The 15,697-nt window shown below is 67.7% G+C and carries 13 protein-coding genes; 9 read left to right on the top strand and 4 right to left on the bottom strand.

From position 1 onward, the window contains the following. Positions 1-33: 33 nt before the first annotated feature. On the top strand, positions 34-417 hold the full coding sequence (locus ACWDPV_RS02340; protein ID WP_449741609.1) for a hypothetical protein: 384 nt from the start codon (positions 34-36) through the stop codon (positions 415-417). A 43-nt stretch (positions 418-460) separates the two neighbouring features. Here the strand turns inward: ACWDPV_RS02340 and ACWDPV_RS02335 are convergent, their stop codons facing one another. Continuing rightward, a complete protein-coding gene (locus tag ACWDPV_RS02335) occupies positions 461-2,737 on the bottom strand; it encodes a sensor histidine kinase (RefSeq protein ID WP_449741608.1) in 2,277 nt (758 codons plus the stop codon). Between the two features lie 101 nt (positions 2,738-2,838). On the opposite strand from ACWDPV_RS02335, the gene ACWDPV_RS02330 reads away from it, so the two are divergent. Then, complete coding sequence (locus ACWDPV_RS02330) at positions 2,839-3,486, top strand: response regulator (RefSeq protein ID WP_449741607.1); 648 nt, start codon at positions 2,839-2,841, stop codon at positions 3,484-3,486. 137 nt (positions 3,487-3,623) lie between these two features. Continuing rightward, a complete protein-coding gene (locus tag ACWDPV_RS02325) occupies positions 3,624-6,491 on the top strand; it encodes an Ig-like domain-containing protein (protein ID WP_449741606.1) in 2,868 nt (955 codons plus the stop codon). An 83-nt stretch (positions 6,492-6,574) separates the two neighbouring features. On the opposite strand, the gene ACWDPV_RS02320 is transcribed toward ACWDPV_RS02325, so the two are convergent. Next, positions 6,575-7,306: a hypothetical protein gene (locus ACWDPV_RS02320; RefSeq protein WP_449741605.1), complete on the bottom strand. Its 732-nt coding sequence runs from the start codon at positions 7,304-7,306 to the stop codon at positions 6,575-6,577. A 417-nt stretch (positions 7,307-7,723) separates the two neighbouring features. Here ACWDPV_RS02320 and ACWDPV_RS02315 point away from each other — a divergent pair, with 417 nt between their 5' ends. The 5 genes from ACWDPV_RS02315 to rlmB all read left to right on the top strand — a co-directional run bounded on the left by ACWDPV_RS02315 (position 7,724) and on the right by rlmB (position 12,150). Continuing rightward, the gene (locus ACWDPV_RS02315; RefSeq protein WP_449741604.1) at positions 7,724-8,212 is read left to right on the top strand and encodes a CarD family transcriptional regulator; all 489 of its coding nucleotides are present in this window, start codon (positions 7,724-7,726) and stop codon (positions 8,210-8,212) included. A gap of 86 nt (positions 8,213-8,298) precedes the next feature. Continuing rightward, positions 8,299-9,009 carry a 2-C-methyl-D-erythritol 4-phosphate cytidylyltransferase gene (gene ispD, locus ACWDPV_RS02310; RefSeq protein WP_449741603.1) on the top strand — a complete coding sequence of 237 codons (711 nt, stop codon included), beginning with the start codon at positions 8,299-8,301 and terminating at the stop codon, positions 9,007-9,009. Beyond that, positions 9,006-9,464 (top strand): 2-C-methyl-D-erythritol 2,4-cyclodiphosphate synthase, encoded by a 459-nt coding sequence (gene ispF / locus ACWDPV_RS02305; protein WP_449741602.1) that lies wholly within the window; start codon positions 9,006-9,008, stop codon positions 9,462-9,464. The genes ispD and ispF overlap by 4 nt, the downstream gene beginning before the upstream one ends. Positions 9,465-9,801: 337 nt before the next feature. Then, positions 9,802-11,196 carry a cysteine--tRNA ligase gene (cysS, locus tag ACWDPV_RS02300; protein WP_449741601.1) on the top strand — a complete coding sequence of 465 codons (1,395 nt, stop codon included), beginning with the start codon at positions 9,802-9,804 and terminating at the stop codon, positions 11,194-11,196. Further along, complete coding sequence (gene rlmB, locus ACWDPV_RS02295; RefSeq protein ID WP_449741600.1) at positions 11,197-12,150, top strand: 23S rRNA (guanosine(2251)-2'-O)-methyltransferase RlmB; 954 nt, start codon at positions 11,197-11,199, stop codon at positions 12,148-12,150. Positions 12,151-12,243: 93 nt separating this feature from the next. Here the strand turns inward: rlmB and ACWDPV_RS02290 are convergent, their stop codons facing one another. Further along, on the bottom strand, positions 12,244-13,008 hold the full coding sequence (locus ACWDPV_RS02290) for a LamB/YcsF family protein (RefSeq protein ID WP_449741599.1): 765 nt from the start codon (positions 13,006-13,008) through the stop codon (positions 12,244-12,246). A 94-nt stretch (positions 13,009-13,102) separates the two neighbouring features. Here ACWDPV_RS02290 and ACWDPV_RS02285 point away from each other — a divergent pair, with 94 nt between their 5' ends. Beyond that, positions 13,103-14,746 (top strand): carboxylesterase/lipase family protein, encoded by a 1,644-nt coding sequence (locus ACWDPV_RS02285; RefSeq protein ID WP_449741598.1) that lies wholly within the window; start codon positions 13,103-13,105, stop codon positions 14,744-14,746. On the opposite strand, the gene ACWDPV_RS02280 is transcribed toward ACWDPV_RS02285, so the two are convergent. Further along, complete coding sequence (locus ACWDPV_RS02280) at positions 14,688-15,545, bottom strand: alpha/beta fold hydrolase (RefSeq protein WP_449741597.1); 858 nt, start codon at positions 15,543-15,545, stop codon at positions 14,688-14,690. The two genes, ACWDPV_RS02285 and ACWDPV_RS02280, sit on opposite strands and share 59 nt — an antisense overlap. Positions 15,546-15,697: the final 152 nt, after the last annotated feature.

The raw sequence follows: 15,697 nt of genomic DNA, 5'->3' as shown, positions 1-15,697 counted from the left end.
GACCAGCGTGAATTGGATCGAAGGAAGGCCCTGATGAAACTGACGAGGTTCGTCTCCGCGTCCGCATTCGCCGTCGCCGCAGCAGCGGCGATGGCAGCGCCGGCACACGCCGACGTCGAGTCGATTGCCATCGCCGACCCCCTCGGGGGTTCGTATGCGAGTTCGTGTACCTATCGGGTCGTCGGTGCGGCGACCGGCAACTCTCCGGTGAGCTTCCTCCAGAAGGCCCCCGGCTCGGCGGTGTTCGTCCCGGTGGGAGCGAATGCGTTGCCCATCAACGGCGGTGTCGCGTTCTCCTGGACGCCGTCGACCGCAGGGAAATACACCCTGAAACTCGAACAGGGCTCTACGTCGAAGGAGGAGACCGTCGATGTTGCCACCGGAATCAACCTGGGCAGTCTCTGCATGGCGCTGTGAGGCGAGTCCCGCGGCGCGTGCGCCGATACCCGACGCGGGTGCGTCATCGAGGTTGCTGGGTGGCCATCTCAGTGACCGTCGATCGCACGTGCCCGGCTCGATCGATGTCGATCCATTCGCAGCGATCGCCGTCCTCGGTCACGACGGTCACCGCCATCGATCGGGCCGGTGGCAGGCTACGTATCCGCACCGTGCCGGCCCGGTTGGCGGCCAGAGCGTTCACGATGACGCGACGCGTGGCGTCGTCGAGCGGAGTCGATCGATCGGTGTCGTTCCCGTCGAGACCACGGTCATCGAGCAGGGTGACCGTCACCCCGCGTCGGCGTGCATCGACGACGGCCGCGTCGACGTCGGGGGTACACAAACCCCTGGCACGCAGGAGGTCTCGAAGTCGCGCCTCGGTCAACTTGCATTGCGCTCGGGTGGCCTCGTCGATTCGAGCACCCTCCGCCAGCCGCAGCAGCAGTGGGCGCGCCAGGGCGGTGACGGGGGTCAGCTGGAGTTCTCGCTCATGCGCCGCGGCCTGGGCTGCGGCCGCGTCGGCGGCGGCCCTCGTCGCCCGGCTACGTGCGTCAATGAGGTTGCGCGCCAACGTCCGGTTGACCCGCGCGAAGACGATCGCGATGGCGACGAAACCACCCGACGGGCCGATCAGCAGAATCCCGGGCAGCGCTGTGCCCTCACGCACGAATGACCACGTGCCGACCACCATCAGCGCCGCCAGAAACCCGATGATCGCGGCATATGAGCGGCGGCGCATCCCCAGGATCGACACCACCAGCGCGGGAGGTCCGCTCACCCACAGTGGAATTGCCTGAATGCCGTCGTCGAGAGAGAACAGGTAGGTGGCGCACATGAATGCCGGAGTTGCCGCGATGATCAGCGTCGGCAGGCGCGGTGGCCGGTCGGAATCGCCGGTGACCAGCAAGGCGGTCGACACCGCGAGAGCGGCGATGACGACGACCGGAACCCACCACGGCACCGCTCCCGGGGTGGCCACCGCCGATGCCGCGATCACCGCCACCACCAGTGCGCCGAGGCGGCGGCCGGTCGGCGATCGAATGCCGAGCAGATCGGTGGTGTTGACGGCGGCGGGAACGTCGGTCGCGCGCCATGACACCGTGACGGTGGTGCCGGTTCCGGGCGACGAGGTGATCACCGCGTCGCCACCGCGCACCCGGCGCATGCGTTCGCGGATGGAGAACGCGATCCCGAGTCGTTCCCGCGGCGTGGCGGCGGGATCGAAGCCCGCGCCCTCGTCGGTGACGGTGACGGTGACCCGATGATCGGTGACGCTGATGTGGGCGCGACGCGGTCGGTCGGCGGGGACATGCCGGTAACAGTTGCGAGTGGCCTCGGCGGTGGCACCGACCAGTGCGGCGATCGCGTTCACCGGATAGGTCGAGGAAGCGTGCGCTCGCACGTCGGTGGTCACGTCGATCCCGGGATCGTTGTGCCGCGTGGCGTCGGCGATCGCGGCCGCGACGCGATCCGCATCCGGATCGAGTCCGGCGTTGGTCGCGCGAACGGTGGAATCAAGCGCCTCGAGGGCACGCGCGGCGCGCCGCGGCAGATGCGCCGAATCGGGGTTGCGGTCGGCCTCCAGCAGGCTCGCCATGATCTCGTCATGCGTCAGCGCCCGTGCGACGGTGCGTTCGGCGGAACGGGCGGTGGTGGCGGCGGTGTCCTCGGCGAGCGCGATCGCGGTGGCCTCGGTCCGATCGAGCTCGGCGGCCGTGCGCAGACCCGAGATACCCAGGGCCAGCGGGACCACGGCGAAAGCTGCGCTGCACGCCGCGTCGGTGAGCATCGTCGCCATCCCCGAAAAGCTCTGTGCCACATTGCTGGTCAACCGGATTGCGACGGCGATGGCGAGCAGGTAGACGGCCGCCACGGCCGGTGGCCAGGCGATCATCGCGCAGATGCTGCCCAGCACCACGAACGGGCCCAACCAGAACACCGTGGCGTCATCGAGATGGGTTCCGTCCCAGGCCACCCACCACAGGGCCACGGCCACCAGGATGCCGAGGGTGCCGACCCGCGCCCAGCGTCGGAGCCAGGTCGTATCCCAGGACAAGGCGCCGTACAGGCCGACGACCAGGCCGGGCACCACGACGATGGCGATGGCGACCGGCGTCCACCAGAACGCCGACACGGCCCGGGCCTGCGCCACCGCGGGCAGCAGGAACGGGAGGAAGACGAGATAGGCCACGCCCGCGAAGATGCCGTAGTGGCGCAGGGTGCGGGCGACGGCGGAGTTGGTGTCGGCAGGCCCGGTCATCGGCATCACGAGCCGGGTGAGGGACCTGGGTGAGCTCACCGTGCGAATTATCCCGATGTCGGCATGAATTCGTTCGGACTCTGAGCGAATGACATGACAATTGGTTTCGATAGAGGACACATGACATGCGGAGGTGGACGATGACGTGGCGCATCGGAGTGGTCGACGACCACGAATCGGTGATCGAGGGCGTGCGGGCGTTTCTGGGCGACTCATCCGACGTCGAGTTCGTGCGGGGCGCTCCGACGGTCGCCGGGCTGCTGACGGCGCTCGGCGACGACGGGCTCGACCTCGTCGTGCTGGATCTGCGACTCAACGACGGCACCACACCCGCCGACAACATTGCCGCGTTGGCCGACGCCGGGATGGCGACCCTGATCTACACCTCCGGCGATGAGCCGTACCTCGTTCGTGAGGCCGCCGGTGCCGGCACCCTCGGAGTGGTGCGCAAGAGCGCCGCCAAGGCCGAGGTCTGCGCGGCCATCCGCGCGGCCGCGTCGGGGTCGACGGTGCCGTCGATGGAATGGGCGGCCGCCCTCGACTCCGATCCCGGCTTCGTCAACCTCTCGCCGCGTCTGCGAGAGGTGTTGGAACTCTACGCATCCGGCGGGTCGGCCGGTCATGTTGCCCGGGTGACCGGGCTGTCGGCGGACACGGTCAGTGAGTACATCGACCGCATTCGGACGAAATACCGTGAGGCACATCGTGATGCGCCGACGAAGACCGACCTCTACAAGCGTGCCGTCGAGGACGGGTGGCTGCCGATGCCGCATCGTGGGATGGGCTGATCGTCCTCGTCGTCGCTTGGCTGGATGCCCCCCAAAGAGGGGGCTGTCGGAGATCGTGACGGCTTCGTAGCGTCAGAGGTGTTGAAGCGCCGGACTGTTGACCGGCGCACACACTCATGGCGTGAAGGAGATCGGCGATGACGAGTTCACGAGCTTCGGGTGGTGTCCGGCGCGCCAGGGTGGCCGCCGCCGGCGTGGGAATCGGGGCGGTGCTGTGGTGGGGTGGCCAAGCGACGATGACGGGCTGGGCGTATGCCGAGCCCGACGACTCGTCGGCCGTCGCAACGCAGGAGGCGGTGCCCGGTTCCGACGATGAGACAGACGCGGCGGATGTGCCGGACGACACCGCAGGTCAGGCGGTGGAGTCCGAACCGGTGGCACCCGAGTCTGTGGCGCCACCATCGGCCGAATCGGGCGACGCCGGGGCGACGGTGACGGAACCGGCCGCGCCGGCAACTTCCGAGGAACCTGCGGTGACACCGCCGGTCACAGAAGTCGAAGCGGCGCAGGGCCCCCTCGCGCAAAACGAGCAACCTGCCTCCCAACCCTCCGCTATCTCCGAACCTGCTGATGTGCAAGCGGTTACGTCCGTCGAAGCCCCCGCATCACCAGGCGTATCTCCTCAGGGATCGGTCGAAGACCACACACCCTCGACCGGTGACGCTCAGCCCGACGATTCGGAGCCTGCTGCGGTATCCCGCGCGGCGGCCCTGCTGGACGTCGAGGCGCCGCCCACGGTGGCCGCCGGGCCGGTGACCGTGGTCGGTTCGACACCCGCGCCTCTCACGATCGTCGACGGTGTGCCGGTGGTGAACGCACCGACGAAGTTCGTCGCCACGGTGCTGGGATTCCTGGGATTCAACCCGTTTGCCGACACCGCCGGCGGGACCACGGTCCCGTCACCGGCATTGGTGTTCGCGTGGGGTCTGTGGCAGCAGATCAACCGTCGCGTGTTCAATTCGTATCCGGTGCTGTCGCCGTCGACACCGACAACCAATTCCGATGGGACGGTGCGTGGTTCGCTCGGTGCCAGCGATCCGGATCGAGATGTGCTGACCTACACCCTGGTCACCGCGCCCGAGCGCGGGACCGTGGTGATCAACCCCGACGGAACCTATGTCTACACCCCGGATGCGGAGTATGCACACGAACTGTCTGTGAATGGTGGTAGCGCGTCCGGATCGGATTCGTTCACCGTCTCCGTCAGCGACGACACCGCGGTCAACGGTTCGCACCTGCACTGGCTTTCGGCGACAGAGCGGTCCTCGGGTACGTCGACGGTCGCGGTGACGATTCTGCCGACGAATGTCGATCCGGAACTGTCGGTGGGTTCGTCGCCGTCGGGTGCCTCGACGGTGTACACGGTCGCCGCCAGTGACGCCGATGGTGATCCGGTGACGGTGTCGGCGTCGACGCCCGCGCATGGAACTGTTGTCGACAATGGTGATGGGACGTGGACGTATACGCCGAATGCCGGTTACGCACATGATCTTTCGTCGGGTGGGTCGACCACTGCGGGGAGCGATTCGATCGTGTTCGGTGCCGGTGATGGGCATGGTGGTGCGGATTCGGTGACGGTGACTCCGTCGATCGCGCCGACGAATGTGTCGCCGGTGGTGTCGGTGGTGACGAGTTGGGCGAACGCGGATGGGTCGACGACGTACGTGTTGACCTCGGTCGATGCCGACGGGGACGCGACCACAATGGCCATCTCGGTTGAGCCACAGCATGGTTCCCTGACCGTCATTCCCGATGCGGCGGGCGGGCCGTTGATCATCTACACCCCGGACCCGAACTACGCGCATTCGCTGAGTGCGGGTGGGGCGAGCATCGCGGGAGAAGATTCGTTCACCGTCACCGTTACCGACCACCACGGAGGTCAGAGTTCCTCGTCGCTCACTCCCTCGATCACCCCGACGAATATGGTGCCCACCCTGACGGTGTCTTCGGTGACTCCGGTGGCCGACGTGATCGCCACGGGGGCGTCGACCACCCCGAACGCCGTCACTGTCGGTTCCGACGGCCTCCTCACGTATGTCGGAGGTACCAACGCCGGCGAGGTCTACATCATAGACTCCGACCCCACGAGTGCGACCTACAACGAGATCGTCGGCACCATCGCCTCACCGTACGCAACGGGTGTTATTGCAACGCCCGACGGGCACACGCTCTACGTCGCCAACATGTATTCGCCGGGAACAGTGTCGGTGTTCGCCGTGGATCCGTCGAATCCAGGTGTGGCGACGGCGATCACGACCCTATCGCTCGGGCCCTTCCCCGGTGACCTGGCGATCAGCCCGGACGGACACACGCTGTATGTCGCGACGACGTCCGATGTGCGTGCCTTCGACATTTCCGGTGGCCCGGACCATGTGACACCGACGGCCACGTATCTGCCGGGTGTGTTTGTCACCGGAGCAGTGGTCAGCCCGGACAACACCCGGCTCTACCTCACTGGTGGAAGTAGCGTCTACGTCATCGACAACGATCCGGTCAGCGGGACATATCGGCAGGTGGTGGGCACGATCGCGATTCCCGCAACGACCGGGGCCGCGATCAGTCCGGACGGCTCGAGGCTCTACGTCAGCAGTCAAAGCAGCCAGGCGATATCGGTCGTTGATGTCGATCCCGCCAGTCCGACATACAAGCAGATCATCGCCACCGTACCGACCACCACCGCGACTGCCAGCGATCTTGCCCTGACCCCTGACGGAACGCGCTTGTACGTCACCCACTACTACGCCGGAACGGTAGAAGTCGTACCCACTGGAGTGTTGACCGGGTCGGCGGCGGCAACCGACGCCGAGGATGACACAGTCGCCTTCGCGATCACCACCCAACCTGCCCACGGCGCCGTTGCCATCGATCCGGACACCGGTGACTGGGTGTACACGTCCGCCACGCCGGGGACCTTCGCGGCAGACAGCTTCGTCATCACCGCCAATGACGGGCACGGTGGGTCGACGTCGCAACTCGTGACGATCGGCGGCTCTACCACCGTGTGACGACCGGCTCACACAGCAACGCGGGCTGCGTCCGGAATGGACGCAGCCCGCGTGATTGCGTGTGGCGCTATGAGGCGATCAGCTCAGTGCCCGCCTTCGCCTTCGCTCTCGGCCTCGCCGCCGCGCGGTGTGTCGACGCGGGTCGCCAGGATCGTCGAGTCAACGGCGGCGTCGACGGGGACGGTGCCCGCGTCGGTCCAGTTGCCGTTGGCGTCCTGAACCTCGAAGTAGAAGGTCAGTTCGGTGGTCAGGCCCGCGGCGACCGACTCGCCGGTGCCGTTGAGGGTTGCCTCGATCGCGGCCTCACCCAGTTGCGGGGCCTCGACCTCGCCGACGCTCGGGCCGGCCGACGCGGAGGTGGTCGGGGATTCCGAGGCCGTCTCCGATGCCGACGTCGTCTCCGATGCCGATGCAGCGGCACTGGATTCCGATGTCGTGATGCCGGCCGGGTTCGAGTTCGCCGGGTTACCGGCGCGCACCAGCATGCCCGGATCGATGGTGGGTTGTGCGCTCAGCGTGACCTTCGCCGATGACGGTGCACCCTGCTGGGTCACCTCGACCTTGGTCAGGCGGTAGATCTTGGTCTGTCCGCTGTTGATGACGGCGAAGGACACCTCGAAGGGGCCGCCGTTGTCGAAAACGTCGCCGGCCTTGTCGGCGGGGTAGATGATCTGCACGTTGCGGACCTCGACCTCGCCCCACGTCGCTGCCGCGTTGCCGCCGTTGACGGCCGGGAGCTGATTTGCGGTCTGCGAGATCTGACCGGCACCGCAGCCGGTGGTGCCGAGCGCGACCGCGACACCGATCGCTGCCATCGCGGTGGCCGTTGCCAACCGTCGTGTGACCGAAGGCCGCCGCCCAAATCGAGTTGGCACAGACACCCGTTCCTCCCAGGTAATCGAACGCGAAAAAACGCAGTGAGGGACACCCTGCACTACGCAGCGTAGTGGGCCCGGGTCACAAAATCCCGGCGGGGTGCCAGATTGGTCGGAACGGACTGTCGTGGTGGCCGGTTCGGGTCATCGAGCGGAAGGGGAAGGGGGGTGCGAATCGGCGTCCGGAGCCGACGTGAATCCGACTCTTGCGCTTGTGAACTTCCCTTGTTATGGCACATCGCTCCACCTGCCGAAACATCCCCGGTCAGCCGAGTGCAGGGCCGTGACCTGCACCGTTGTCTGGGCCGTCTGGGGCGCCCGTGTTAGACTGGCCATACTCGAAAGGGGCACGGAACATTGAATTTCAAAGTTGGCGACACCGTTGTCTATCCCCATCACGGTGCTGCTCGGGTCGAAGACATCGTGATTCGGACCATCAAGGGCGAACAGATCGAATATCTGGTTCTCAAGGTTGCCGACGGTGACATGACCGTCCAGATTCCCTCGTCGAAGCTCGAGTACGTCGGCGTTCGTGACGTCGTCGGTGAAGAGGGACTCGACCAGGTTTTCCAGGTTCTCCGCGCTCCACACACCGAAGAGCCCACCAACTGGGCGCGTCGCTTCAAGGCCAATCAGGAGAAGCTCATCTCCGGCGACATCATCAAGGTCGCCGAGATCGTTCGTGACCTGTGGCGTCGTGAGCAGGACCGCGGTCTGTCCGCGGGTGAGAAGCGCATGCTGACACGCGCGCGTCGCGTGCTCGTCGACGAGCTCTCGCTGGCACAGAACACCGACGACGAGAGGGCCACCAGCATTCTCGACGAGGTCCTCGCCGCCGCATCCTGATCGCACTTCGCTTGTGATCAGGATTTTTCTTTGACCAGTTCTTGTGCTGTGCGCGCGGCAATCGCGGTGATCACAGCAGGCCGGCGATGACCGACTCGGATGTGCGGGTCGGCATCGTCGTTCCCGCAGCAGGCTCGGGCACCCGGCTGGGTGAACCGATTCCCAAGGCATTCGTGGACCTCGGTGGTCGCACCATCCTGGAACACTGCGTCGACGGACTGACCGGGCTCTCGGCGTCCGTCGTCGTGGTGGTTCCGGTGGAGCTCATCGACCGTGCGCGTGCGCTGGTACCGGCATCGGTTGTCGTGGTGGCTGGCGGCGCCCATCGATCGGACTCGGTGCGGGCCGGGCTCGCCGCACTCGACGACGCCGACGTCGTGCTCGTCCACGATGCGGCGCGTGCGTTGACGCCGGTATCGGTGTTTCGGCGCGTCATCGCCGCGGTGGTCGGTGGACACCGGGCCGTCGTGCCGGGGTTGCCCGTCGTCGACACCCTCAAAGAGGTCGAACCGGGTGGCGACGCCGAGCGTGTCTTGGGCACCGTGGATCGCGAACCGCTGCGGGCCGTGCAGACGCCTCAGGGTTTCACCCGCGAGGCCCTCGCCGCCGCCCATGCCGACGATTCCGGACTGGCCACCGACGACGCCGGACTCGCCGAGCGTATCGGCATCCCGGTGCACGTCGTCTCCGGCCATCACCTCGCCTTCAAAATCACCACCCCGTGGGACCTGCGAATCGCCCGAGACCTCGTCGCCGAACGTGACTCGGCGGCCGCACCCGGAGGAGAAGAGGCATGAGAGTCGGTATCGGCTCGGATGCGCATCGCGTCGTGGACGACGTTCCCTGCTGGATGGTCGGACTGCACTTCCCCGACGACGCCGGCTGCGAAGGGCATTCCGACGGCGACGTCGGCGCTCATGCGCTGTGCGACGCAGTGCTGTCGGCGGCCGGACTCGGCGACGTGGGCTCGGTGTTCGGCACCGGACGCCCCGAATGGGACGGCGTCTCCGGTGCCCGGATGCTCGAGCACGTGGCCTCGCTGGTCGCCGACGCCGGGTTGACCGTGGTCAACGGGGCCGTTCAGGTGATCGGTAACCGCCCGAAGATCGGTCCGCGACGCGCTGAGGCGCAACGTGTGCTGTCCGAAGCGCTGGGGGCGCCCGTCTCGGTGTCGGCAACCACCACCGACGGCCTTGGCATGACCGGACGTGGCGAAGGAATCGCCGCGGTGGCGACCGCGCTCGTCGAATAGCAGTCGGTCAGCCGTTGGTTACCCCGGCACGGTGACAGCGCTTTGCAGTGCGTTTACAGCGCTCTCGTGGTCGTTGACGGCGCTCTGAGTTTCACTGACAGCGCTTTCTGGGTCGTTGACAGCGCTCTCATGAGCATTGATAGCGCGTGAGTGAGCGCTGTCAGTGGTGGGGAGGGCGCTGTGAGCGTCGGGCGGGGCGCCGTCAGCGCAGGGGAGGGCGCTGTCAGTGGTGGGGAGGGCGCTGTGAACGTCGGGCAGGGCGCCGTCAGTGGTGGCGAGAGCGCCGTCAGCGCAGCGGGGCGAGAACGGCAGCGGTCGCCGGGTAGAATCGCACGTCGTGACCCTGCGCCTGTATGACACCGCCACCCGAGAGGTACGCGACTTCGTTCCGTTGTCGCCCGGGCATGTGTCGATTTACCTGTGTGGCGCCACCGTTCAGGGAGTGCCGCACATCGGTCACGTTCGCAGCGGTATCGCCTTCGACATCCTGCGCCGCTGGCTGCTGCATCGCGGCGACGACGTGCTCTTCATCCGCAATGTCACCGACATCGACGACAAGATCCTGCGTAAGGCCGCCGACCATGATCGTCCGTGGTGGGAGTGGGCGGCCACCCACGAGCGGGAGTTCTCCTCGGCCTACAACGCGCTCGGCGTGCTCCCGCCGTCGGGGGAACCACGCGCGACGGGCTTCGTCACGCAGATGGTCGAGTACATGGAGCGCCTGGTCGACCGTGGCCACGCCTACGCCGCCGACGGTAACGTCTACTTCGACGTGCGTTCACTGCCCGACTACGGGGCGCTGTCCGGGCACAAGCTCGACGACGTGCACCAGGGTGAGAGTGCCGGTACCGGCAAACGGGATCCGCGGGACTTCACGCTGTGGAAGGCGGCCAAGCCCGACGAACCCTCCTGGCCGACCCCGTGGGGACGCGGCCGTCCGGGCTGGCATCTGGAATGCTCGGCGATGGCCACCTCACTGCTCGGTGCCGAGTTCGACATCCATTGCGGTGGAATGGATCTCATCTTCCCTCATCACGAGAACGAGATCGCGCAGGCGCATGGCGCCGGTGACCCGTTCGCGCGGTACTGGCTGCACAACGGCTGGGTCACCATGGGTGGGGAGAAGATGAGCAAGTCGCTCGGCAACGTCGTGTCGATCCCGGCGATGCTGTCGAGGTTGCGTCCGGTGGAGCTGCGCTACTACCTCGGCAGCGCACACTATCGGTCGATGCTGGAGTACTCCGACGACGCGCTCACCGAGGCCGCCGCCGGTTACCGTCGCGTCGAATCCTTTGTGGAGCGCGTGAATTCGCGCGTCGGCGACGTCGCGATCGGCGAGATCGCCGCCGACTTCGCGACCGCCCTCGACGACGACCTCGGCGTGCCCGCCGCTCTGGCCGCGATCCACAACACGGTGCGGGCCGGCAACACCGCACTCGACGGTGGCGACGGCCCCGCGGCCCTGGCCGCGGCGTCCTCGGTGCGGGCCATGATGAGCATTCTCGGCGTCGATCCTCTTGATGCGCACTGGCATTCGGACGCCGCCGACGATTCGGCCGCCACCTCGGCGCTGGACGTCCTGGTGCGGGCGGAGTTGACCCGTCGTGCTCAGGCGCGGACGGACAAGGATTGGGCGACCGCCGATGCGGTGCGTGACCGGCTGGCCGAGGCCGGTATCGAAGTGACCGACACCCCCGATGGGGCCCAGTGGAGCTTGAAAGGTCGGGAGTAGATGGCGGGCAATTCCAAACGTAAAGGCGCCGTTCGTAAGACGGGGTCGAAGAAGGGGCAGGTCGTCGGCTCCGGTGGTCAGCGTCGTCGTGGCCTGGAAGGTCGCGGCGCCACCCCGAAGGCGGTCGACCGCTCCTACCATCCGGCGCACAAGCGAGCCAAGGCTGCGTCGAAAACCGCTGCGGGACGACCGAAGTCGCGCGCCAAGGATGACGGACCCGAGTACGTCCTCGGACGTAACCCGGTGGTCGAGTGTCTGCGCGCCGAGGTTCCGGCGACCGCGCTGTACGTCGTCACCGGCGGCGATCCCGACGACCGCGTCGCCGAGGCCGTGCACATGGCCGGCGACCGCGGTATCACCATCCTCGAGGTCGGCAAAGGTGAACTGGATCGCTTGTCGGCGAACGGCTTACACCAGGGTGTCGCCCTGCAGGTGCCCGAGTACCGCTACGCCCATCCCGACGACCTGATGCGTGATGCCATCAACAGTGGCACCCCGCCGCTGCTGGTCGCGCTCGACAACATCACCGATCCCCGCAACCTCGGGGCGGTCATCCGTTCCGTGGCGGCCTTCGGCGGTCACGGGGTGCTGATCCCGCAACGTCGGAGTGCGTCGGTCACCGCGGTGGCGTGGCGGACCTCCGCCGGTGCCGCGGCCCGGCTGCCCGTCGCGCAGGCGCCGAATCTCACCCGCACGCTCAAGGAGTGGGCCGCAACGGGAGCTCAGCTGGTCGGCCTCGACGCCGAGGGCGATGTGACCCTGGATGACTACGACGGCACCGGCCCCACCGTCATCGTCGTCGGCTCCGAGGGCAAGGGGCTGTCGCGGTTGGTGCGTGAGACATGCGACTCGATCCTGTCCATCCCGATGGCCGGCGACGTAGAAAGCCTCAACGCGTCGGTGGCCGCGGGCGTCGTGCTCGCCGAGTTCGCGCGGCAGCGTCGGATCGGGTAGTGCCCACTCGACGCGAAACGGCGCCCACTCGACGGGAAGCGGCGCCCACTCGACGGGAAACGGCGCCCACTCGACGGAGAACGGCGCAGCCGCTCAGCCGGCGCTGATCTCGATTCCCGAGCGCCGTAACGACTCCCGCACATGACGTGCGTGCGCGACGGCACCGGGGGTGTCGCCGTGCAGACAGATGGATTCCGCCGACACCGTGACCACCGCGCCGTCGACGGCCACCAGGGAGCCCGTCTCGACCAGGCGCAGCACCCGTTCGGCGATCTCGGTGCTGTCGGTGAGCACTGCCCCCGGTTCCGAACGTGACACCAGGGTGCCCTCCGGGGTGTAGGCGCGATCGGCGAAGGCCTCGGCGATCACCGGCAGCCCGGCATCGGTGGCCCGGCGCAGCACCGGTGAGTCGGCGAGGCCCATCAGCGGCAGATCGCCGCCGAATTCGCGCAGCGCGGCGATCACCGCATCCGCCTGCCGTTCGTGATGCACGATCGTGTTGTAAAGCGCCCCATGAGGTTTGACGTAGGTGACCGACGTGCCCGCCGCTCGGGCGATGGCGTCGAGGGCACCGATCTGATAGACGAGGTCGGCGATGAGCTCGGCAGGGGCGATGTCCATGAAACGACGCCCGAATCCGGCGCGATCGGGATAGGAGACCTGCGCACCCACCCGCACCCCCGACGCCGCGGCGGCCCGGCACGTCGCCAGCAGCTCGGCCGGGGTGCCCGCGTGGAACCCGCAGGCGACGTTGGCGCTGGTGACGATCTCCAGCATCGCGTCGTCGTCGCCGACGCCCTCGCCGAGATCGGCGTTGAGGTCGATGCGCGACGGCGCGTCCGCGGTGTGTGAGGTCACGGCCGCAGTGTAGGTCGCGACTCGGGTCAGGCGCATACCACCGCTCCGCACACACCGCCGAAGTACGCATCTGACCGCGCGGTAGATTCGGGGCATGGCTCTGATCGACACCAAGGTGACCACTACCGACGGCGTTGTCGGTGGCGTCCGGGGTCGCCGCACTCGCCGCGGCACCATCAGCTGGCGCGGTATCCCGTACGCGGCCCCACCGGTGGGTCGCGGCCGATTCGACGCCCCGCAGCCGGTGACCCCGTGGAACGGGGTGCGCTGGTGCACAGCCTTCGGTGACGCGGCCGTCCAGGACAAGCTGCTGACGGCGACCGGCCCGGGACGGTTCCAGCCGGTCAGCGAGGATTGCCTGACCCTCAACGTCTTCTCCCCGGAGACCGAGCCCAGCACGCCCCGCCCGGTGATGGTGTTCATCCATGGCGGCGCCTACATCCTCGGGACCGCCGCCACCCCGCTGTACGACGGCACGCACCTCGCCCGGTCGCAGGACGTCATCGTCGTCACCATCCAGTACCGGTTCGGACCGTTCGGGATGCTCGACTTCAGCGGGTATTCGACGTCGGAGCGGCACTTTGACGAGAACCCCGGGCTCAAGGACCACATCGCCGCTCTGCACTGGGTGCAGCGCAACATCGGTGCCTTCGGTGGTGACCCCGACAACGTGACGATCTTCGGGGAGAGCGCCGGTGGTTCGTCGGTGCTGATGCTGCTGGCCGCCCCCGCCGCGCGCGGACTGTTCGCCCGCGGCATCGCCGAGAGCCCGGCCGCCGATCTGACCATCTCCAAGGACAGTGCGGCGGTGTTCGCCGACGAGTACCTGAGGTTGGTCGCCGATCCGGCGCGTCGTCGTCCCCCGGCCGACGAGCAGCGTGAGCCGATCACGCCGACCGAGGCCACCCGGCTCCTCGACGGGGCGTCGCCGACACAGCTACACAAGGCGGGGATGCGGTTGATGAAGTTCGCGCGGAACACCCCCACCCCCCTGGAACCGGTGCCCTTCGGCCCGGTGTACGGGGGCGAGTCGTTGCCGTACACGCCGGTCGAGGCGGCCCGTAAGGGCCAGACCGCCGCGGTGCCGCTGATCATCGGGACCAACCGGGACGAGGGCCTGCTGTTCGACAAGTTCTGGAAAATGCTGCCCGAACCGGAGCAGACCCTGCTCGCGGTGCAGGACAACGCGGCGCGCGACGCGATCATGAACAGCTACGCCGGCGGTGCCGCCGATCGTGTCCGGTTGGCCGCCGACGGCATCTTCTGGGCGCCCGTCACCGGCTTTGCCGACGCGTACCGCGCCATCGCCCCCACTTACGTCTACCGATTCGACTTCCACACCAAGGCGCTGGCGAAGGTCGGCGTGGGCGCCACCCACGCCACCGAACTGTTCGCCGTGTTCGGGGCGTACCGCACACCGACATTCGCGGGACTGGCCGCAGGCGATTGGCGTGCGGCCGGCGCGATGGTCGGTGAGGTGCAGTCGCGCTGGGGCGATTTCGCCCGTGGCGGGGAGCCGGGCGAGTGGCCCCGCTACACCGAGGAACACCGCGAGGTGCTGATCCTCGATCGCCGGGTCCGCGTCGAATCCGATCCGGACGCGGCGCGCCGGGAGGCCTGGGATCGTGGTCGAGCCCTCGTCCTGCTGACCGGAGATGGTGACGGCGCGCCCGCCGATCTCACGGACTCCACTCCCGCGGGGGTTCTGCTGCCAGAAACGACGACACCAGCGGATTGACGAGATCGGGGGCCTCGATCGGCAGGATGTGAGTCCCTGGCAGCACCGCGAACCTGCCGTTCGGCAGAGTGCGTGCCAACGCGAGGCTGTGCTCGAGGCGCACCACACCGCGGTCGGCGGCGAGCACCAACGTCGGCGCCGCGACGGTGGCGAATTCGGCCAGCGGGTACTCGGGCCCGTCCCTCAGCAGGGTTTCGGATTTGCGGTAGATCTCGTTGAAATGCTCTGGGCTGTCCGGACTTTCGGCCTTGTACCCCTCGCGGAGGAATTCGACGAGGGCGGAATCGCGTGCGGCGAGGCGGTCGAAGAAGCCGGCCGCGGCCCGACCGTCGGAGTTCATGTAGTGGCACATCAGTACCACGCGAGAGACGAGGTCGGGGCGGGCCCGGGCCACCAGCAGTGCGCGCACCGCGCCGTCGCTCCACCCGACGAGGTGCGCCGGTCGGCCCACCACCGACTCCAGATAGGCGATGGTCTGCGCGGTCATCGCCTCCATCGACCAGTCCGCGTCGACGTCCGGGCTGTGGCCGTGACCGGTCAATTCGGGGACGTGCAGCCGTAATCCGACGTCGCTCAACCCGGCGATCTGGGCACCCCACGTGGCCGCCGACGCAAAAGCGCCGTGCAGCAGGACCGTCGGGGCTCCGGCGGGATCGCCGCCGCGGAAATGCCACAACAGGTTTCCGTCGACGTCGACGTAGGAGCCGCCGTCGACGGTGTCGCCGGCATGGATGGTGTGGGCGGTGCCGACGCCATGCGTGGCGCCAATCGACGAGGACGTCGACCGATTCTCAGGCATCGGCGACAGCGGGGTCGAGCAGAAAAACGGGCAGAACGAGGGCTTGCATGAGGCCCATGCTCCGGACCCGCAATGTCTCACCGAGAACGATTCGGACTCGAAATGGCATCACCTCGCCTCGGTCTGTGACACCCGACGCACCGCGCGCCCGT

It is taken from the genome of Gordonia sp. NPDC003504 (genome assembly GCF_053587995.1).
The sequence above is the reverse complement of the archived record's forward strand: the minus strand, read 5'-3'. Positions and strand labels throughout refer to the sequence as shown.

Excerpts from the sequence above, each read along its gene's own strand:
- ACWDPV_RS02280 (WP_449741597.1), bottom strand. The coding sequence starts at position 15,545 with ATGCCTGAGAATCGGTCGACGTCCTCGTCGATTGGCGCCACGCATGGC.
- ACWDPV_RS02285 (WP_449741598.1), top strand. The coding sequence starts at position 13,103 with ATGGCTCTGATCGACACCAAGGTGACCACTACCGACGGCGTTGTCGGT.
- ACWDPV_RS02330 (WP_449741607.1), top strand. The coding sequence starts at position 2,839 with ATGACGTGGCGCATCGGAGTGGTCGACGACCACGAATCGGTGATCGAG.
- ispD (WP_449741603.1), top strand. The coding sequence starts at position 8,299 with ATGACCGACTCGGATGTGCGGGTCGGCATCGTCGTTCCCGCAGCAGGC.
- rlmB (WP_449741600.1), top strand. The coding sequence starts at position 11,197 with ATGGCGGGCAATTCCAAACGTAAAGGCGCCGTTCGTAAGACGGGGTCG.
- ispF (WP_449741602.1), top strand. The coding sequence starts at position 9,006 with ATGAGAGTCGGTATCGGCTCGGATGCGCATCGCGTCGTGGACGACGTT.
- ACWDPV_RS02320 (WP_449741605.1), bottom strand. The coding sequence starts at position 7,306 with ATGGCAGCGATCGGTGTCGCGGTCGCGCTCGGCACCACCGGCTGCGGT.
- ACWDPV_RS02325 (WP_449741606.1), top strand. The coding sequence starts at position 3,624 with ATGACGAGTTCACGAGCTTCGGGTGGTGTCCGGCGCGCCAGGGTGGCC.
- ACWDPV_RS02340 (WP_449741609.1), top strand. The coding sequence starts at position 34 with ATGAAACTGACGAGGTTCGTCTCCGCGTCCGCATTCGCCGTCGCCGCA.